The sequence below is a fragment of the Streptomyces humicola genome, assembly GCF_024436035.1.
Lineage (GTDB): Bacteria > Actinomycetota > Actinomycetes > Streptomycetales > Streptomycetaceae > Streptantibioticus_B > Streptantibioticus_B humicola.
The window spans coordinates 661,626-681,043 of sequence record NZ_JANFNG010000001.1; the positions used below are offsets into that span (position 1 = coordinate 661,626).

Sequence of the window (19,418 nt, forward strand, 5' to 3'; positions counted from 1 at the left end):
TTTGCCGTGGAACCACCCGGAAACGGGCGAAAGAGCAAGGAATGAAGTTCACTGACCGAACGAGCGCGGAGGGTATCGCCGCCGAGGTGCGGTGCGACGGCTACAAGGACGACCGCTGTTTGTGCACATGCACACTGCGGCACGACTGGGCGGCAGTGCCCAAGCAGGAGTTCTACACCGTGCTGCGCGGCCCCGAGCGCATGCCGGTCGCCGCGAAATTCCTCGGGGCCGTCCTGGTGGAGGCCGCCCGCATGGAGAAGGCGCGGGGCGATTTCTTCGCCTGGTGCGACGACACCGGGTTTTCTCCCGCCGATGAGGAGGCGCACGTGATGTTCCGGCTGGTGCGGAACCAGACCGGCACGCTCAAGCGCTTCCTCGCGGACAAATACGAGGTATACGTACGACTGTCCGAGGATATATGATCAAGGGCTGCAACGGTCGGCTGCTGGCGGTCGGTGACCGGGTACGTACCGACGGCGGCGTGGGCACCGTCATGCACGCCGGCATGTTCAAGGGGGCGCCCGGGGTGTGGGTGCGCCAGCCCCTGGCCGTTCCCTTCAACGGCCAGGACACCGTGACGGAGATCCTCAGGCCGTGGCTGGTCGAGGCCGTCGAGGCGGTGGCCGGCTGACACCCGCGGACCGGCCGGCCACCGCCTCCCGCGGCGTCACCCCACGCGGGGTCACCCCACTATGGGGCCGCTGTGCGCAGCGGGGTGATCTGCTGGATGTCGTAGCGCTCGCGCAGCGCCGCGATGGCCGAGAGATCCGGCGGCCCGCCGGCGGAGAAGATCTCCAGCAGCTCCTCGAAGTACCGCTCGTGGGCGGGCGGCGGAGCGGCCTGCACCAACATCCGGGCCGGTGTGTCGGTCGGGTTGGCGAACGCGTGGGGGCACCCCGGTGGCACGTGGGCCACGGTGCCGGCGGTCGCCCTGACCGGGCGCGCGCCCGAAGCGGACTCCCACGACCGCCAGTTGTCGGGCGTGCGGGTCCGGGGTTCGAAGGCGAGCAGCTCGAGCTCGCCCTCGATCACGTAGAACAGCTCCTCGCTGTTGGCGTGCGCATGCGCGCCCACGTCGAACCCCGGCGGCACGACCACCTCGAAGACCGAGCCCACGGTGGTGCGGTCACCGGTCACCTTGAAGGTGACCTCGTGTGCGTGCGTCACCAGTCTGCGGCCCTGGCCAGGCGGCACCACGAGCCCGTCCGTCACCTTCGTCGCGCTGTTCGCGCTGTTCGCGCTCAGCGCGCCCATCGCATCCAGTGCAGTCATCGCCGGCTCACCTCACTCACCACGTTCACCATGTCACGGGAAGGGCTTCGGGGCCGCGGATCAGCTCGCCGCGCCGCCATGCGATCTGCTCGGGCGGTACGGCGAGGCGAAGCCGCGGGAAACGGTCGATCAGGCTGCCGATCATCACCTGGCACTCCATCCGGGCCAGCCACGGTCCGACGCAGTAGTGCGGCCCGTTGCCGAACGCCAGATGCGCGTTGCCGGTGCGGTCGAAGTCGATGCGGTGCGGGTCCTCGAACCGCTCCGGATCCCGGCTGGCCGCCACGTACGAGACGTAGACGGTGTCGCCGCGCCGGATCGTGATGCCGCCGTACGGGACGTCCTCGGTCGCGACCCTGGCCATGCCCACCGCGTTGCGGTGCGGCACATAGCGGAGCAGCTCTTCGACGGCCTGCGGCAGCACCTCCGGCTCGGCGCGCAGCCTCGCCAGGTGCTCGGGGTGGGTCAGCAGCAGGTAGACCATGTTGGAGCTGTTGAACCGCACCGAGTTGGTGCCGCTGATCTCCATCAGCACCGCCATCGCCACGAGCTCCTTGCGGGTGAGCTCACCGTCGAGCTCGGCGGCGGCCATGGCGCTGACCACGTCGTCCCGCGGGTCGTCGGTCCGCGCGGTCGCCAACGCGTCGAAGTACGCGCCGATCTCCTCCTTGGCCCGTTCGCTCACCGCCCGCCCGTGCGAGGCGGAGATGACCCTGCGGGCCCAGTGAGCGATCTTCGGCCAGTCCTCCTCGGGCACGCCCATCAGCTCACTGATACCGGCGAGCGAGAAGGGGGTGTTGAGGTGCTCCATGACGTCCGTGGGCGGTCCCGCCTGCTCCATCCCGTCGAGCATGCGGTCGGCGATCTGCTGGGCGCGCGGCCTCAGTTGCTCAACGCGGCGTGCGGTGAACATCTTCGCCACCGTCTTGCGCAGCCTGGTGTGCTCCGGCGGATCGGTGAACCCCACCGCGTCGTCGAGCGGGATGAAGTGCGGCGCAAGCCGTGTCACGTCGCGTCCGACCAGTGCCTCCCGGCTGAACCGGGGGTCGGTGGTGACGAACCTGACGTCCTCGTACTTGGCCGCGACCCACGCGTCGCCCTCGCCGTGAGGGAGCTTGATGCGGGTCATCGAGTCCTCGTGGAGCAGCTCTTCCATCACCGGGTCGAAGTCCATCGCGTCGACGTCGTCGACGCTCCAAAAGCGTGCCGGTGGCTGCTGCTCCTTCGGCTGCGTGGTCATAGTGCCTCCTCTGCTTCTGCTGCGCCTGAACGGGTCCTGAACCGTTCCTGAACCGGTCCTGGACCGGTCCTGAGCTAGGCGGCTGCCGCCTCGGGCGGCGACGAGGTCCAGCTGCCCAGGCAGATCTCCGCGGTGATCCCGGGCCCGAATCCGGCCAGCAGCCCCTTGTGGGAGTCGACGGCAGACGCCTCGTCGAACATCCGGGCAAGAGCGTCGAGCACCACGGCGCTCGCGATGTTGCCGTACTCGGTGAGCGTGGCCCGGCTGAAGCGGAACGCCTCCGGCGGAACGAGCAGGAAGCGGCACAGGTCGTCAAGGATGCGTGGACCGCCCGCGTGGATGATGTAGAAGTCCAGGTCGGACGCGTCCCAGCGGTGCTCGGCCGCGACCGCCTTGAGCGCGGGGGCGAGCGGCTCCATGGTCCCCGGCACCCGCTTGTCGAGCTGGAAGTGGAACCCCGTGGGCCGGACCGCGTAGGAGATCCAGTCCTCGGTGTTCGGGATCAGGTAGGACCCGTTGCGCTCCAGCCGGACTCCGGTGCCGCCCCGGCCCCGGACGACGGCGGCCGCGATGCCGTCGCCGAACAGGCCGTTGGAGAGCAGCGATCCCACGCCGAGGTCGGTGGGCTGGTAGCACAGCGAGCAGAACTCGCATGCCACGACCAGCGCATTGGCCTCGGGGTAGGCGGTGCAGAAGTCGTGGGCACGGTTGATGGCGGCTCCGCCCGCCGCGCAGCCGAGCTGGGCGATCGGCATCTGCCGGGTCTCCGACCGGAAGCCGAGGGTGTTGATGAGCCAGGCTGTCAGCGACGGCATCATGAACCCGGTGCAGGAGACGTAGATGATCAGGTCGATCTCCTCCGGCTCCACTCCGGCGTTGTCGAGCGCCCGGAGCACCACGGCCGGGACGCGGGCCTTGGCCTCTTCCTCATACGTCTCGCTGCGCGCATCGAAGCCGGGGTGCTTCAGCACGTCCTCGATCGGCTGGATCAGGTGTCTCTTGGCCACGCCTGTGTTCCTGATGAGCCTCAGGACGAGCCCGAGTTGGGGGTGATCGACGTGAGTGGTCCGCGCCAGTTCCAGGGTGTCGTCCATGGTGATGACGTGTTCGGGAACCGCGACTGCTGGCTTGCACAGAACCGCCATGGATCTCTCCTCGCAGACTGTGTTGTCGCCGACTGTGTGTTCGCACGGAATGCGACCCGGGCTGCGAAAGGGGCCTGCGCGGGCTTGCGGAGTGCAAGCCGCCGCGGGTCCCGTGCGGTGTGCCGATGCGGTTGTCGATCTCGTCCCAACGCTACGGCAGGGGTTCCGACCCTGCATGTCGAGACCGTGAACCTTTGGCCATAGATACTTCTGAGCTGCACTCATGGAGGCCTGAAGCGGGGCGGACGGTGCTCCGGTTGCGGCCCGTAACCCACCGGCGCACCATCGACACAAGCGGTCCCGGTGACCACTGCCGCCGCCTCGCCCTTCATCCGACTCCGTCGGCGGGCAGGCACGGTGAGCCATCGTCAGGAGGATCGCTACATCTGCGGTTGCACTCAACAGCGACATCAGCCGACGTACGTCGGCGGGACATCAGCCGGCTCACGCTGGCGGACTCATCCGCGATTCCGCGGCGACCGCTGGAGGTCCGATGCCTGACCGATCACGGAACTCCCGCCCTCCGGATCCGGCGCCGCATCCCGCGGACGCCCCGGAACCCGGGGGAGTCGAGTGGGTGCAGTGCCGCTCATGCCAGGTGATCGTCTATGGCCGGCGCTTCGAGCGCGTGGCGAGGACGTGCCCCGAGTGCGGCTGGCATGCACCGTTGACCGCCCGTGAGCGACTCGTCCAGCTGCTCCACCACGACAGCGCCGAACCCGTGGTGCCGGGCCCGACCCCCGACGACCCGCTCGGCTTCACCGACTCCAAGCCCTACCCGCAGCGGCTCGCCGAGGCCCGCGAGACCACCGGCATGCACTCCGCCGTGCTCGTCGCGGTCGGCCGGATCGAGGAGAGCCCGGTAGTGGTCGCGGCGATGGACTTCCGCTTCATGGGCGGCAGCATGGGCAGCGCGGAGGGGGAGGCGATCACGGCCGCCGCCGAAGTCGCCCTGGAGCGCCGGGTGCCGTTGGTGCTCGCCATCGCCTCGGGCGGCGCGCGCATGCAGGAGGGCGTCTTCTCCCTGATGCAGATGGCCAAGACGGCACAGGCGCTCGCCGCCCTCGACGAGGCCGGCGTGCTGACCGTCGCCCTGGTCTCCGACCCGACCTACGGCGGTGTGGCGGCCTCCTTCGCCACCCTCGCCGACGTCATCATCGCCGAACCCGGCGCACGCATGGGGTTCGCAGGACCCCGCGTCATCGAGCAGACCATCCATGAACGGCTGCCGGAGGGTTTCCAGACCGCCGAGTTCCTCCTCGCCCACGGTCTGGTCGACGCGGTGCTTCCCCGCTCCCGCCAGCGCGCCGCCCTCGGTGTCCTGCTGCGCGCCGCCACCCGGCCGGTGCGCGCGGTGGCCGCGGCCGGCGACGAGCAGACCCCCGGCCGTGGTCCTGTCGTCACCGACCACCGCGACGTACCGGAGCGCCCCGCATGGGACGTCGTCGAGACGGCTCGCGACGTGGGCCGACCGACCACGATCGATCATCTCGGCTATCTGCTGGAGGAGTTCGTCGAGCTGCACGGCGACAGGATGAGCGGCGACTGCCCTGCGGTCGTCTGCGGGCTGGGGTTGCTCGACGGAAGCCCGATCGCGGTCATCGGCCACCAGAAGGGCCACACCACAAGGGAGTTGGCCGACCGTAACTTCGGCCTCGCCACGCCCGACGGCTACCGCAAGGCCGCCCGCGTGATGCGCCTCGCGGCCAAGCTCGGCATCCCCGTCCTGACGTTGATCGACACCCCGGGAGCCTACCCGGGCGTCGACGCCGAGCAGCACGGGCAGGCGGGCGCCATCGCCGACAACCTGCGGCTGATGTCCGCGCTGCCCGTCCCGACGGTCGCAGTGGTGCTCGGTGAGGGTGGCAGCGGGGGCGCGCTCGCGCTCGCCGTCGCCGACCGGGTGCTGGTGAGCGAGAATGCGATGTACTCGGTGATCAGCCCGGAGGGGTGTGCCGCCATTCTCTGGCACGACCGGGCCGCGGCGCCCGAGGCCGCCGAGGCACTCAGGCTCGACGCCCGTTCGTTGATGGAACATCAGCTGGTGGACGGCATCGTCCCGGAGCCGCAGTGGGGCGCGCACAGCGACCACGACGAGGCGGCGGCGCTGCTGCGCGCCGCGGTGACCGGATGCCTGAGCGAACTCATCGGCAAGGACAGCCAGTCGCTGGTACGGGAGCGCCGCCGCCGATTCCGGCAGTTCGGCACCACCGCCCCGTCGGCCCAGCCGCCGGACCCGACCCATCTGTCGGTCTCATTCCAACTGGAGGGAACGGCATGACAGTCAAGCACTACGCGATGGAGCTCGAGCCACTTCACGACAGCTTCGACGGCGCCGCCGACCTGGCGCCCGCCGCTGCGGCCGAGTACCTCGCGCGGACCGCGACACGGCTGGTCAGAACCGTGGACCGGCCGCCGGTCCGGGTCCGGGTCCAGCAGGGCGACACCGTCGTGGAACTGGAGTGGCCGCAGGAACCCACTGCGGCGGCGCAGCCCGCGCCGTCGCAGGCTGACGCCGGCCTGCCGTTCCCGTCCGACCAGCGGCTCGACGCCAGGCACGTCAACGGCGCCGCGGCTGCGGACGGGTCCGAGCAACGGCTCGTCCACATCACCGCGCCAATGGTCGGCACCTTCTACCACGCCCCCGAACCCGGCGCCGCACCCTTCGTCCGGGTGGGCGACCTGGTGGAGAAGGGACAGCACATCGGGATCGTCGAGGCGATGAAGCTGATGAACCCCATCCAGGCCGAGCAGGCCGGTCGCGTCGTCGACGTGCTCGTCGGCAACGGGCAGGCCGTCGAGTACGACCAGCCGCTCATCGCGCTCGAGCCGCTGGAATCCGCTGACCTGCACGAGGCGGAGGCTGCCGATTAGGCCCGCATGAGACGGCGGGCCGGAGGGGGCCGGGGAAGGAAGCGGGGAGTGACATGGCCGGACGTGAGATGTTCAAGAGGGTCCTGATCGCGAACCGGGGCGAGATCGCGGTACGTGTGGCGCGTGCCTGCCGGGAGCTCGGCATCCGCAGCATCGCGGTCCACTCCACCGCCGACCGCGACTCCGAGGCGCTGAGACTGGCCGACGAGGCCGTCCAGATCGGGCCGGCGCCGGCCCGCCGCAGCTACCTCGACCCGGCGGCGGTCATCTCAGCGGCGCTGAAGGCGGGCGCGGACGCCATCCACCCCGGATACGGGTTCCTCTCCGAGGACCCGGACTTCGCCGAGATCTGCGGGGCGTACGACATCACCTTCATCGGCCCGCCCGCACCCCTGATGCGCGAACTCGGCGACAAGGCGCGGGCCCGCGCGATGATGGCGCAGGCCGGCCTGCCGACGCTCGCGGGCAGCGACGGTGCCGTCCTCGACGAGGCCACCGCCGAGGAGGTCGCGGCGCGGATCGGCTTCCCGCTGATCATCAAGGCAGTGGCGGGCGGCGGCGGCCGCGGCATGACGGTGGTCCGGGAGCCGGGCGACCTGCTGACCGCCTACCGCAGGACGCGGGCCGACGCCCTCGCGCTCTTCGGCGACGGCCGGGTGTACATGGAGCGCTATGTGGCGGCCGCCCGCCATGTCGAGGTGCAGGTGATCGCCGACGGCCACGGACGCGCCGTGCACCTGGGTGAACGCGACTGCTCGGTGCAGCGGCGCCACCAAAAGCTCCTCGAGGAGACGCCGGCACCCAACCTTCCGCGTCAACTCACCGGCAAGATGAGCGAGATGGCGGTGCACGGCGCCCGCGCCCTGGGCTATGTCGGCGCGGGCACCTTCGAGTTCCTCGTCGACGACGAGGGCCGGTTCACCTTCATGGAGATCAACTGCCGGATCCAGGTCGAGCACCCGGTCACCGAGGAGGTCACCGGCATCGACCTGGTCCAGGAGCAGATCAAGGTGGCCGCGGGGATGCCGCTGTCGATCGCCCAGACGGACGTGGAGCGGCGTGGCGTCTCCATCGAGTGCCGGGTCAACACCGAGGACCCGGAGCGGGGTTTCGCGCCCACCGCGGGCACCCTCACCGATTTCCGGCCGCCCGGCGGGCCGTTCACCCGAGTGGACTCCCACGCCTTCACGGGCTGGCGAGTGCCCCCCGACTACGACTCGCTGCTGGCGAAGGTCGTCGTCTGGGCCCCCGACCGGCAGCGGGCGCTGGCCCGCATGGACCGGGCGCTCGCCGAGATGGTGGTCGAAGGTCCCGGGGTCCGCACCACGGCCGGCTTCCTGCGCAGGGTGCTGGCGGACGAGACCTTCCGCAAGGGTGACCACACCACCTCCATCGTCGCCGAGATGTCGGAGTCCGAGGTGTCCGGGCCCGAGGACAGGGCCCGAAAGCAGGGCCTGGAGAACGGGCCTGGAGGGCGGGCCTAGAGCCCCTCGGGTGGATCACGCTCGGCGTGATGACAGCCGATGACATCAGATGCTATCCTAGATGTCAGTTGCTGACATCAACAGTTTGGGGATTCTCCCATGCGCATCTTTGTAACCGGCGCGTCCGGCTGGATCGGCTCCGCCGTCGTTCCCGACCTCATCGGTGCTGGGCACCAGGTCGTCGGGCTCGCCCGCTCCGACGCCTCCGCGGCTGCCCTCACCGCCGCCGGGGTTGAGGTGGTCCGGGGCACCGTCGACGACCTCGATGTCCTGGGCAGTACCGCTGCCGCGTCGGACGGGGTGATCCATCTCGCTTTCAAGCACGACATCGCTTTCACTGGCGACTTCCAGGGCGCCGCCGAGGCCGATCGCCGCGCCGTCGACACCTTCGGCGACGCGCTGGCCGGAACCGACCGCCCCTTCGTCCTCGCCTCCGGGGTGGCCGGCCTCAAGCCGGGGCATCTGGTGACCGAGCGGGACATGCCCACGATCGACGGCTCGCCGATATCGATCCGAGTGGCCACCGCCCAGGCGGTGCTCGCGCTCGCCTCGCGCGGCGTGCGCTCATCCGTGGTGCGACTGTCTCCGACCTGCCACGGCGAAGGAGACCACGGCTTTATGGCGACCCTGGTCGCCATAGCCCGAGCCAAGGGTGTCTCCGGCTACATCGGCGACGGCACCAACCGCTGGCCGGCCGTGCACCGCTTCGACGCCGCACGGCTGTTCCGCCTGGCGGCCGAGAATGCCCCAGCGGGATCGGTGCTGCACGGCGTCGCGGAGGAGGGAGTCGCGATCCGCGACATCGCCGAGGTGGTCGGCCGTCACCTCGACGTGCCGGTGACCTCCGTGGCCCCCGAGTCCGCGGCCGAGCACTTCGCCTGGCTGGGCGCCTTCCTCGGCCTCGACGCCCCGGCGTCGAACACCCTGACCCGCGAACTGCTGGACTGGCAGCCGGTCCACCCCGGTCTGCTCGAAGACCTCGACAAGGGCCACTACTTCCACACCCCTGCCACCACCTCCTAATGACCAGCCGCGGAGACGCCACCTGCGCGGTGCGCGCCCCTTCTCACGCAGATGGCGTTTCCGCTCGCCGCACACATTCCCGGGGCCGGCCTTCGGATCATCCCCGGCGCAGGCCACGTTGTTCAGGAGGATGCTCCTGCCGAACTCGCTGCGAAGGTATTGAACTTCCTTGCATGAGCTTCACGAAACGCCGGGCAGAGCCGATCCGAATGTCGCCATGAAAGCTTCGGACTCAACCTCGGAGGTTCGTGACAGCGGGCACGTTCAGTTCAACAAACCAGCGGCGAAGCATGGAATACGAACGCCTCAATGGCCCGCCTCGCCCGGGCATCCCGCGAGTCCCGGTCCGCTTGGTCCTGTGCGTTCGACACATCCCACGTGCGCTGGTAGGCCCGCTCAGCCGCGAGCATCACCGCTCGGTCATCGGTGAGCAGTTTGACCCGATAGAGCGCCTGCCGGGCCACTGTCCGGAGCCGGTGTGCCTCATCCCGCGCCGTCATGAACGCCTCGCCGTCCGGGTCCTGCTGCTTGCGGTACCAGCGGCTCGCCTGACCATGACGGTAGTCCTCCACAACTGCAGCGAACGCGCTGTACGCAGCTATGCGTTCCTGCCGGAGCGCCTCAGACCGCGAGAACAGCTCACTGCGCCTGGACGCGAGGTGCTGGAAGGCATGCGTCATCACGGACCCCAGCAGCGTGCCCACGACAGCTACGACACTTGTCCAGATAGCTCCCACGGCACCAGCCGACCACAAAAGGAGCGAGTGCACTGGTGGATCGAGACGATCAAGCCGTAGTAGTGCCGATCGGCGGGACAACACAAGCCGCCGGGAGCGAAGGGCCCCCGCTTCAGCGATGCGTCACGAACAAGGAGGGGCCCGGACGAGTGCCGTATCGGCTGAACTAATCGCGCCGCCGCGCCCGGCTCGGCTGGACGCGGGGCGGCTCGCCCGGCATCTTCGGGTGGTCCGGCGGGTACGGCAGATCGCCTCCCCCGCTGTCCGCTGCCTGCCGCTCGGCGAGTTCGAGCAGCGGTTCAAGTCCGTAGGCGTACAGCTCCATCTCCGCGTGGACGTCGCCGAGTTCGGCGAAGCGCGCGGGCACGGTCCGCAGATCGAAGTCCTCCGGCTCGGCCTGGGCGAGCTCCTCCCAGCTCAGCGGTGTGGAGACGGTGGCACGCGGCTGTGCGCGCAGTGAGTAGGGGGAGGCGATGGTACGGTCCCGGGCCATCTGGTTGTAGTCCACAAAGATCTTCTCGCCGCGCTGCTCCTTCCACCACGCAACGGTGATCCGCTCCGGCATCCGCCGCTCCAGCTCACGCCCGAGCGCGATCAGCGCCCGGCGCGCCTGGGTGAAGGTCCACCGCGGCTCCAGCGGCACGTAGACGTGCACGCCTCGGCCTCCCGACGTCTTCGGCCAGCCGCGCAGCCCGTGCTCCTCCAGCAGCTCCCGCAGTTCGTACGCGGCGCGCACGGCCTGGGCGAAGCCGGTGCCCGGCTGGGGGTCGAGGTCGATCCGCAGCTCGTCGGGGTGGTTGGTGTCAGCGCGCCGCACCGGCCAGGGGTGGAAGGTCAGACAGCCCAGATTGGCCGCCCAGAGCACGGCGGCCGGCTCGGTGGGACAGATCTCGTCGGCGAACCGGCTGCTGGGGAAGGCGATCCGTGCGGTCGGCAGCCAGTCGGGCAGCCCCTTCGGCGCACGCTTCTGGTAGAAGAACTCGCCCGCGACGCCGTCGGGGAAGCGCTGCAGTGTCGTCGGGCGGTCCCGCAGGCCGCGCAGCACGCCGTCGGCGACCGCGAGGTAGTACTGGGCGACGTCGAGCTTGGTGAAGCCGCGCTCCGGGTAGTAGATCTTGTCCGGATTGGACAGCCGGACCGTGCGACCCGCGACGTCCAGTTCCACAGCGCCCGCCATGCCTCCACGCTAGAGTCGCGGGCCCTCCGGCGCGCGCCGTGGCCGCCCGGGCGGGAGCATCGGAGTATGGACCTTCCGGTGATGCCGCCCGTGGAGCCGATGCTTGCCAAGAGCGTCCGGGAGATCCCGCCGGGCATGCAGTACGAGGCCAAGTGGGACGGCTTCCGGGCGATCGTGTTCCGGGACGGCGACGAGGTGGAGATCGGCAGCCGTACCGGCAAGCCGCTCACCCGCTACTTCCCCGAAGTGGTCGAGGCGGTGCGGGCCGAGCTGCCGCCGCGGTGCGTGATGGACGGCGAGATCGTCATCGCCCACGACGGGCGGCTGCACTTCGAGGAACTGCTGGAGCGTATACACCCGGCCGCCTCGCGGGTGCGCACCCTCGCCGGGCGCACCCCGGCGTCCCTCGTCGCCTTCGACCTGCTCGCCTCGGGAAACGACTCGCTGATGGACACGCCGCAGGCACAGCGGCGCGAGGCGCTGGTCGCCGCGCTCGCCGGGGCGGCGGCGCCGGTGCACACCGCACCGGCCACCACCGACCGGGAGGTGGCCCGCGACTGGTTCGCCCACTTCGAGGGCGCTGGGCTCGACGGTGTGGTGGCCAAGCCGCTCGACCTGCCGTACCGGCCGGGGGAGCGGGTGATGGCGAAGGTCAAGCACGAGCGCACCGCCGACTGCGTGGTCGCCGGATACCGGTTCCACAAGAGCGGCCCGGTGATCGGTTCCCTGCTGCTCGGGCTCTACGACGAGACGGGCCGGCTGCAGCACGTCGGGGTCTGCGCGTCGTTCCCGATGGCGCGCCGGCGCGCACTCGTCGACGAGCTGGGGCCGCTGCGGATGGCCGATGCCACCGGTCATCCGTGGGCCGAGTGGGCCGACGAGGCGGCGCATGCGAACGCGCGGATGCCGGGCGGCCCGAGCCGCTGGAGCGGGGGCAAGGACCTGTCCTGGGAGCCGCTCGTCCCGGAGCGGGTGTGTGAGGTCGCCTACGACCACATGGAGGGATCCCGGTTCCGGCACACCGCGCGGTTCCGCCGCTGGCGGCCCGACCGGACGCCCGAGAGCTGCACCTACCGGCAATTGGAGGAGCCCGTCGGCTACGACTTGGCGCAGGTGCTCGGCGCCTGAGCCTTCGGCAGCCATCTGCGGTAGCCGCGCGGGAGGCGATGAGTGCGCCCTCGCCCGGGGTCCGGTGCCGCCGGGCGAGGGCGCTACCAGGGTGTCAGCGGCGCCGGCGATGCGTCAGCTGCTCGCCTTCCAGGTGTCGGAGAAGTCGGTTCCGTTGCTCAGCGAGGACGCGGTGGCCAAAGTGGTGCCGCCGGAGGCCATGGTGATGTTGTCCGGATTGTAGGTCCCGATGGCCTGGCCGTTGGCCTCCGCATTGGTGAAGTTCACCGTGCCGAAGTCGGTCAGCGGTAGCGGCCCGCTGGAGTCCGACGGCGCCTCGGCGATGACCTCCGCCGAGGCGAGCGAGGGATTGCTCAGCGTCTTGTTGACGGTGTGGCTCCAGCCTCTGGTGGTGTCCGACAGCACGAGCGTGAACGCGCCGTTCCCGTTGTAGGTGACGGAGGCGTTGAAGTGGTCGCCCGGCTCGACGGTGTCGCTGAAGTTGACCGGCGCCGAGGGGTACATTTCGTACCAGGAGTAGTACTGCGGGCTGCCGCCCGAGCAGTCGACCTCGGTGCCCGTCTGCTCCACGGAGTTGCTCCCGTCGCCGTCGAGGCCGACCCAGAAGCTGGAGTAGGTGTCGGTGGAGCTGCAGTTTCCGGTGGGCTCCACCCAACTGGCGGAGACACTGTTGAAGGTGGACCCGGTGGCGGCGTAACCGGACCAGTTGGAGCTGGTGCTGTTGAGGATGCGGCCGTGCGGTGCGGTCCGGTGCGCGGATATGCCCGGGCCGGAGACGGTGTCCAGTGGCGCGTCGACGACGGCGGGGCCGCCGGCTGCCACGGCCGGGCCGACGCCGGCCAGAACGGCCAGCAGGGAGGCGGATACAGCGGTGGTTCGACGTGCGATCGACATGCTGCTCCTTCGTGTGGGGGGTGAGCCACCGAACTTGTCGGCGCTCCGTCAAGATTGGAATTTCCCGCCCGGAATCGACGAAGCTCCGCAACTTCTTCCGCTGCTCTTCCGCAGACCTTCACAACCTTCCGGCGAACCGGAGGCGGACGGGTAGAGGATGGCGTGAGCGAGAAGCGGCCGGCCAGGGCCGCGGAAGCCGATGAAGGGGGTCGACGACGAGTGACGACGCAGCCGATGGTCAGCACGCGCTCGGGGTCCGTACGCGGCATCAGCACCGGCACCGTCGCCGTGTTCAAGGGCATCCCGTACGCCCAACCACCGGTCGGTGCACGCCGTTTCGCGCCCCCGCAGCCCGCCGTGCCCTGGGACGGGATCCGCGACGCCACCGTCTACGGCCCGACCGCTCCCAAGGCCCCTTACGTCCCGCCCTACGACCAGCTCGTCCCCGAGGCCGGCACTCCCGGCGACGACTACCTCAACCTCAACATCTGGACGCCCGATCCGGCCGGCTCCGGGCTGCCGGTGATGGTCTTCATCCACGGCGGCGCGTTCACCAACGGCTCGGGCGCGGTCCCCGCCTACGACGGCAGCCGGTTCGCCCGCGACGGCGTCGTCTGCGTCACCCTCAACTACCGCCTGGGCGCCGACGGCTTCCTCGTCCTCGGCGACAACCCCGCCAACCTCGGCCTCCTCGACCAGATCGCCGCCCTCACCTGGGTTAGCGAGAACATCGCCTCCTTCGGCGGCGACCCCGGCAACGTCACCGTCTTCGGCGAGTCGGCGGGCGCCATGAGCATTGCCGTGCTTCTCGCCATGGACGCCGCCCGGGGACTGTTCCGCCGGGCGATCCTGGAAAGCGGCGCCGGACACCACGCCCTGACCCCCGGCACCGCCCGCCTCATCGGCACCCGGCTCGCCGAAAAGCTGGGCGTCGAACCCACACTGGCAGGGATCGCGGACGTGCCCGTCGACCGCGTCACCCGCGCACAGCAGGAGCTGCGCGCCGAGATCGTGGCCCGCCCCGACCCTGCGTTGTGGGGCCAGGCGGCGCTCAACCAGGTCCCGTTCCTCCCCGTCATCGACGGCGAGACCCTCACCGCGCTGCCGGCCGAACGCATCGCCGCCGGAGCCGGAGCCGGTGTGGACATCCTCATCGGCCACAACACCGACGAGTTCCGCTTCTATCTCGTACCGACCGGAGCGATCGACCTGGTGGAGGAGTGGCAACTGCGCCGCTCCGCCGCCGCGTACGGGCTCCTGGTGGACGAGGCGCTCGCGGTCTACCGTGCGGGGCGGCCCGGTGCCACCCCCGGCGACCTGCTCGCCGCCGTCACCACCGACTGGTTCTTCGCCATCCCCGCCCTGCGCCTCGCCGAAGCCCACGCGGCATGTGGGGCGGCCAGGACATACCTGTACGAATTCGCCTGGCAATCGCCCGCGTTCGACGGCCGCATCGGCGCCTGCCACGTCGCCGAGCTGGGCTTCGTCTTCGACAACCTGCACGACAAGGGCCTCGCCCCGCTCATCGGCGAGCGGCCTCCCCAGCAGCTCGCCGATACCATGCATGCCGCCTGGGTGGCCTTCGCGACCAGCGGCGACCCCGGGTGGGCCGGATACGGCGCCGACCACCGGACCGTGATGCGCTTCGACACCGTCTCGCGGACGGTGACCGACCCCCGACCGATGGAACGCGCCCTGTGGGAGGGACTGCGGTGACCGAGCACGCGACGACACACCTCACCCGTATCGCCGACGGCGTCCATGTGTGGGCACCCGACGGAGCGGGCACCTGGGGCCTGGCCAACTGCGTCCTGGTCTCCTCCGGCACCCGCGCCGCGCTCGTCGACACCCCCTACACCACCGCGCTCGCCGAGCAACTGCTCACGGCCGCGCGCCGCGTGCTGCCCACCGGCGCGACGTTCGACACAGTGATCAACACGCACGCCAACGGTGATCACTGCTACTCCAACGCCTTCTTCACCGGCGCCGAGATCATCGCCACCGAGTCGTGCCGCGAGCACGCCTGCTTCGAACCCGCCCCGGACCTGCTCCACCAGCTCGTCCACGGCTCCGACCCCGGGCAGCCGCTCGGCCGCTATCTGCGGCGGCACTTCGGCCGCTACGACTACCGCGGGATACAACTCGCCCCGCCGACCCGGACGTTCACCGCCGAGCTCACCGTGCACCCGGGCGACGAGGACGAACTGCACCTGATCGAGGTCGGGCCCGCCCACACCGCCGGCGACCTGATCGTCCACCTGCCGCGGCAACGGGTGGTGTGCACCGGCGACGTGTTCTTCGCCGGCGACCACCCTGTGCACTGGGCCGGCCCGCTGGAACGCGTCATGGACGCCTGCCGGCGCATCCTCGACCTGCGGCCGCAGACCGTCGTACCCGGCCACGGCCCGGTCGTCGGACCGGCCGCCCTGCGCGAACACCTCGACTACCTCGCCGATCTGCGCGGCCGCATCCACACACTCCACGCACGCGGCCTGGACGAGCGCAAGGCGACGTCCGAGCTGCTCCGCGAGAACCGCCACCCGCACCTGGGACTGCCGGAACGCCTGGCCATCCTCACCGCCGTCGAGTACCGCCACCTCGGCGGCGTCACCGAGCCGCCGGACCTGCTCGCCTTCATGGCCGAGGCGGCGCGCCACGCCCAGGAGGCCGAACAGGCCCGTTAGCCCGGCAGGTCGAGCCGTCCGCGAAGCAGCCTCGAGCGGGCTTCCCACCCTGGGGGAGAGCGCAGGCCAGGTCAGGCCATGCCCCTGGGAGGTTCCGTTGACGCGCGTGCGAGTTGTGGACGTCCGTGTCCTGGACGACTCGGGCTCAGTGGTGTGGTCGGGCCCGGAGGAGGAGTATCCAGTCGTCGCCGCGACGCTCGACCCGGGCAACTCAGCGCTGCGGATGTCGGCGGGCGAGGCCGGAACGGGTGACGGCGGCGCGGACGGCAGCGTGACCCGCTGCCGCCGCAATGATGTCATGACGACCGCCGAGACCCTCGGCCTGGTCAGCCGCCGCGGCGTGCCCCGCGGCTTCCTGACGACGCTGCCGCACGGCGCCGTCTTCGAGGCGGGCGTCGAGGCGTTCAACAACGAGCACCTGGCCGCCCTCGACGTCAACGCCGTCCACTTCCCGCTGGTCTTCGACAACTCCGCGCCCGCCACCGCCGAGCTGACGGCCCAGTACGCCGCACAGAACCGGATGTTCGCCCTCGCCGGCCACGACGACCGGCTGCGGCTCGCTTACGCGGCCGACCCCAACCTGTTCGCCTGGCTCGCCGACAGTGTCCTCGACACGGCCCGGCTTCCGTACGCCATGTACAGCCCGCAGCCTGTCTTCCGCAACTTCCGCTCCGGCGAGGTGAACATCCAGCGCCGCCTGCAGTTCACCGTCCCCGACGTGCACATCTGGACCCGTCCGGCGGACGCCGCCGAGCAGTACCTGCACGCGCTCGCTCTCGCCGCCGAATCGACCTCCTTCTGGTTCGGGGGCGACTACCTGCACGTGCTGGACTCCGTCGCCGGCACCCCCCACGACGACGACGGGTTCTACCGCCAGGTCGCCAAGGCCGCCCGGGGCCTGACCGTGGTCCGAAGGCTGAGCGCCCACCCGAAGTACTACGCGCAGAAGACCGCGATCCTGGTGTCGGCCGGCTATGACAACGTGATGCTGCACAACCTGCAGCTGGACGAGGTGAACGCCGAACGCTTCAACATCCGCACCGACGACGGCGGCCACCCCGTCGTCATCCACGCCTGCGTGGCGATGGGCGGCTCCCGGATGCTGCCGCTGGTCATCGGACGCGGACTGGCCGGCCTCACGCCGCAGCTGCTTCCGCCCGAACTCGCCGCCATCCAGCTGCAGTTCCTCCCGCTGCACGAACGCCACACCGACCGGGCCAACGCTCTCGCCGAGCCACTGCGCGAGCAGGGCGTGCGTACCGCCGTCGACTGCGACTTCCACCGCTCCACGGGGGCCCGGATCGCCCGCCTGCGCCGTGCCTGGCAGCCACTGGTCTGCGTCGTCGGCGACCGTGAACTAACCGATGCGCCGCGCATCCAGACCTCCGCCGGGCGGTCGGTCCACACGGACTACCACGCCTTCCTCGCCGACCGGATGCCGCGCTGGCAGCGGTGCCGTCCGGCCACCCCGAACCGGGCCGCCGCACCCCCCGTCGTCAAGACCCTGCGCCCGCGGAACAGGGGTGCGCGGTGAGCGCGTGGCAGGGCGCCCTCGCCGCGCTGCCGGCCGGCGCGCGCGTCGTGCTCCGCTGCGCAGGCGGCCCGGCATCGGCGGATGCCCTCGGCACCGCGATGGACCTGGGCCTGGTCTGCGTACCGCTCGCACCGCGCAGCACCGACCGTGAACTCGCCTCCGTCGCCGACCGGTCAGGTGCCTCCCTCCTCCTCGACGGACCAGGGCTCACCCCCCGCCCGCTGCCCGGCGACCCGGCGCACCCGGAGGCCGACGGTCTCGCCCTGCTGCTGTTCACCTCCGGATCCACCGGGCAGCCCAAGGGCGTCAAGCTCGGCCGCGACGCCGTGCTCGGCAACGCCCTCAAGACCGCCGAGCTGCACCGCTTCTCCCCGGACCGGCCGCACGGCACGTGCCTGCCCCTCCACCACTGCAACGCCATCGTGCTGTCGCTCATCGGCACCCGGGCCACGGGCACCCCGCTGATCCTCAGCCACCCCTTCGACCCGCACCGTTACCTCAAGGAGCTGGACACCCACCGCGCCCGCACCGCCTCCATCGCCCCCGCGCTGCTGCACGAGCTGGTCGAGGCCCGTCCGCCGTGGCCCGAGACGCTGGACTACCTCGTCACCGCGTCCGCCCCGCTCACCAGCGACCTGGCGCGCCGCTTCCACCGCCACTACGGGCCCCGGCTGCGCCAGGGGTACGGCCTGACCGAGGCCGTCAACTTCAGCTTCACCATGCCGCGGCTGGACGAGGCCGACTTCCGTGACCAGTACCTGGACCGCAGGCCGCCCGTCGGCCTCCCCCTGCCGGGCACCGAACTGCACCTGGAGGACGGCGAGGTGTGGATCCGCACCCCCGACAGGATGCGCGGCTACTGGGACGACCCGCAGGCCACCGCGCGCGTCCTCACCGACGACGGCTGGCTGCGCACCGGCGACCTGGGTGAACTGCGCGACGGCTTCCTGGTGCTCAGCGGCCGCGCGGACGAACGCGTCAACCGCGGCGGCGAGAAATACCACCCCGTCGACATCGAACAGCGCTGGCGGGAGCGCGGGCTTACGGGGAAGGCGGCCGCCGTCGCCGTGCAGGAGCCGGTGTACGGGCAGGACTTCGGCCTGGTCGCCCCGGGCGCCTCCGCCGAACGGCTGCGCGCCGTGTACGAGGGCGGCTTCCCGCGCCCGCTGGCCGTCGCCACCGGCGGCTATCTCGCCACCGGAACCGGCAAGCCGCAGCGCACCGCCATGGGCCGCGGCCTCGCCGCGCTGCGCGACAGCCCACAACGCTACGACGACCTCCTGCGCTACGCGGCCGGTGCCGCCCGCGCCATGCTCGCCTCCGGTGTCCGGCCTGCCACCGCACAGGCCGCCTGTCTGTACCGGCAGTCCCTGGCGCTGGCGCAGGCCGCGCCCGGCGACACCACCGGCCATGGCACCGGCACCGCCACGAGCGGGAGCGCACCTCGTACCGCCGCGCACGACGCCCTCGACGCGCTGGTGGAGGCATGGCCGCAGCTGGCCGCGGGGGCCCTCGCAGGCGACGAGGTGATGCAGCGTCACCGAGGCCTGTGGAAGCGGCTGATGTGCGAATGGCCGATGGGCCGTTACGCGGAACTCGTGGAGCGGGTGCTCGACGCGGGCGGGCTGCTGTCGGGCCGGGTTCTGGAGGTGGGATCGGGCGTGGGCAACACGACCGCCCGCATCGCCGAACGGGTCGGCGGCGAGTTCGTCTGGTCCGACCGCGTCCCCCAGCTGGTGGCCCGGGGCGGATGGCCAGGACGCGGCATCGTCCTCGACCTCGACCACGAACCCCCCTCCGGCCTGGGCGGGTTCGACACCGTCGTGGCCACCAACGTCGTGCACTGCGTGGCCGACAAGCCCGCCGCGCTGCGGAACCTGTACGGCCTGCTGAGACCCGGCGGCCGGCTGGTGCTCGCGGAAGGCACGAGCCCCACCGCGCCCGACGGGACCCCGTGGGCGCTCGACCCGCTCTTCTGCCTCTTCGACGGCTGGTGGGACCGCGGTGGCTTCCGCAGCCGCTGGGAGTGGCTCGCCCTCTTCGAAGCGGCAGGCCTGCGCGACCTGGGATTCTCCGCACTCCGCGCCGGGCCGCACGACCTGGGCGGCGTCGTATGGGGCAGCCGGCCCTCCGGCTGAGCACGACCGCGGGCCGACGCCCGCATACTCCGGCGGCACCGGACCCCACGGGCCGCGCCACACCGAGTGCGACATCGAGGAAGGACGA

17 protein-coding genes are annotated in these 19,418 nt (G+C 71.0%); 11 read left to right on the plus strand and 6 right to left on the minus strand.

Translation table 11 applies throughout. From position 1 onward, the window contains the following. Window positions 1-41: 41 nt before the first annotated feature. Both NGB36_RS03100 and NGB36_RS03105 read left to right on the plus strand, forming a co-directional pair. Window positions 42-422 (plus strand): hypothetical protein, encoded by a 381-nt coding sequence (locus tag NGB36_RS03100; RefSeq protein ID WP_255918448.1) that lies wholly within the window; start codon window positions 42-44, stop codon window positions 420-422. Continuing rightward, window positions 419-631 (plus strand): CAP-Gly domain-containing protein, encoded by a 213-nt coding sequence (locus NGB36_RS03105; RefSeq protein ID WP_255918449.1) that lies wholly within the window; start codon window positions 419-421, stop codon window positions 629-631. Before NGB36_RS03100 ends, NGB36_RS03105 begins: the two co-directional genes overlap by 4 nt. A 59-nt stretch (window positions 632-690) precedes the next feature. On the opposite strand, the gene NGB36_RS03110 is transcribed toward NGB36_RS03105, so the two are convergent. The 3 genes from NGB36_RS03110 to NGB36_RS03120 form a co-directional block, all read right to left on the minus strand. Next, on the minus strand, window positions 691-1,254 hold the full coding sequence (locus NGB36_RS03110) for a cupin domain-containing protein (RefSeq protein WP_255918529.1): 564 nt from the start codon (window positions 1,252-1,254) through the stop codon (window positions 691-693). A 43-nt stretch (window positions 1,255-1,297) separates the two neighbouring features. Further along, window positions 1,298-2,512, minus strand: a complete 1,215-nt coding sequence (locus NGB36_RS03115; protein ID WP_255918450.1) for a cytochrome P450 — start codon at window positions 2,510-2,512, stop codon at window positions 1,298-1,300. 74 nt (window positions 2,513-2,586) lie between these two features. After that, window positions 2,587-3,657, minus strand: coding sequence for a type III polyketide synthase (locus NGB36_RS03120; protein WP_255918451.1), 1,071 nt, complete (start codon window positions 3,655-3,657; stop codon window positions 2,587-2,589). 493 nt (window positions 3,658-4,150) lie between these two features. Here NGB36_RS03120 and accD point away from each other — a divergent pair, with 493 nt between their 5' ends. From accD to NGB36_RS03140, 4 genes are all read left to right on the plus strand, one after another. Beyond that, the gene (gene accD, locus NGB36_RS03125) at window positions 4,151-5,938 is read left to right on the plus strand and encodes an acetyl-CoA carboxylase, carboxyltransferase subunit beta (RefSeq protein ID WP_269469693.1); all 1,788 of its coding nucleotides are present in this window, start codon (window positions 4,151-4,153) and stop codon (window positions 5,936-5,938) included. Beyond that, a complete protein-coding gene (gene accB / locus NGB36_RS03130; protein WP_255918453.1) occupies window positions 5,935-6,531 on the plus strand; it encodes an acetyl-CoA carboxylase biotin carboxyl carrier protein in 597 nt (198 codons plus the stop codon). The genes accD and accB overlap by 4 nt, the downstream gene beginning before the upstream one ends. A 68-nt stretch (window positions 6,532-6,599) precedes the next feature. Next, window positions 6,600-8,015: an acetyl-CoA carboxylase biotin carboxylase subunit gene (locus NGB36_RS03135; RefSeq protein WP_255918530.1), complete on the plus strand. Its 1,416-nt coding sequence runs from the start codon at window positions 6,600-6,602 to the stop codon at window positions 8,013-8,015. Between the two features lie 99 nt (window positions 8,016-8,114). After that, window positions 8,115-9,038, plus strand: a complete 924-nt coding sequence (locus NGB36_RS03140) for an SDR family oxidoreductase (RefSeq protein WP_255918454.1) — start codon at window positions 8,115-8,117, stop codon at window positions 9,036-9,038. A 269-nt stretch (window positions 9,039-9,307) separates the two neighbouring features. Here the strand turns inward: NGB36_RS03140 and kilB are convergent, their stop codons facing one another. Together kilB and ligD are read right to left on the minus strand one after the other, a co-directional pair. Continuing rightward, the gene (gene kilB / locus NGB36_RS03150) at window positions 9,308-9,742 is read right to left on the minus strand and encodes a plasmid transfer protein KilB (RefSeq protein WP_505016736.1); all 435 of its coding nucleotides are present in this window, start codon (window positions 9,740-9,742) and stop codon (window positions 9,308-9,310) included. Window positions 9,743-9,941: 199 nt separating this feature from the next. Beyond that, window positions 9,942-10,952 (minus strand): non-homologous end-joining DNA ligase, encoded by a 1,011-nt coding sequence (ligD, locus tag NGB36_RS03155; protein ID WP_255918456.1) that lies wholly within the window; start codon window positions 10,950-10,952, stop codon window positions 9,942-9,944. A 66-nt stretch (window positions 10,953-11,018) separates the two neighbouring features. Between ligD and NGB36_RS03160 the strand changes: the two genes are divergently transcribed. Next, window positions 11,019-12,080 (plus strand): ATP-dependent DNA ligase, encoded by a 1,062-nt coding sequence (locus NGB36_RS03160; protein ID WP_255918457.1) that lies wholly within the window; start codon window positions 11,019-11,021, stop codon window positions 12,078-12,080. Between the two features lie 114 nt (window positions 12,081-12,194). On the opposite strand, the gene NGB36_RS03165 is transcribed toward NGB36_RS03160, so the two are convergent. Beyond that, the gene (locus NGB36_RS03165) at window positions 12,195-12,974 is read right to left on the minus strand and encodes a G1 family glutamic endopeptidase (RefSeq protein WP_255918458.1); all 780 of its coding nucleotides are present in this window, start codon (window positions 12,972-12,974) and stop codon (window positions 12,195-12,197) included. A gap of 219 nt (window positions 12,975-13,193) precedes the next feature. On the opposite strand from NGB36_RS03165, the gene NGB36_RS03170 reads away from it, so the two are divergent. The 4 genes from NGB36_RS03170 (at window position 13,194) to NGB36_RS03185 (ending at window position 19,330) form a co-directional block, all read left to right on the plus strand. Then, window positions 13,194-14,690 (plus strand): carboxylesterase/lipase family protein, encoded by a 1,497-nt coding sequence (locus tag NGB36_RS03170; RefSeq protein WP_255918459.1) that lies wholly within the window; start codon window positions 13,194-13,196, stop codon window positions 14,688-14,690. Then, window positions 14,687-15,658, plus strand: a complete 972-nt coding sequence (locus NGB36_RS03175) for an MBL fold metallo-hydrolase (RefSeq protein WP_255918460.1) — start codon at window positions 14,687-14,689, stop codon at window positions 15,656-15,658. The genes NGB36_RS03170 and NGB36_RS03175 overlap by 4 nt, the downstream gene beginning before the upstream one ends. A gap of 106 nt (window positions 15,659-15,764) precedes the next feature. Beyond that, complete coding sequence (locus tag NGB36_RS03180; RefSeq protein WP_255918531.1) at window positions 15,765-17,192, plus strand: His/Gly/Thr/Pro-type tRNA ligase C-terminal domain-containing protein; 1,428 nt, start codon at window positions 15,765-15,767, stop codon at window positions 17,190-17,192. Continuing rightward, the gene (locus NGB36_RS03185; RefSeq protein ID WP_255918461.1) at window positions 17,189-19,330 is read left to right on the plus strand and encodes an AMP-binding protein; all 2,142 of its coding nucleotides are present in this window, start codon (window positions 17,189-17,191) and stop codon (window positions 19,328-19,330) included. Before NGB36_RS03180 ends, NGB36_RS03185 begins: the two co-directional genes overlap by 4 nt. Window positions 19,331-19,418 lie beyond the last annotated feature (88 nt).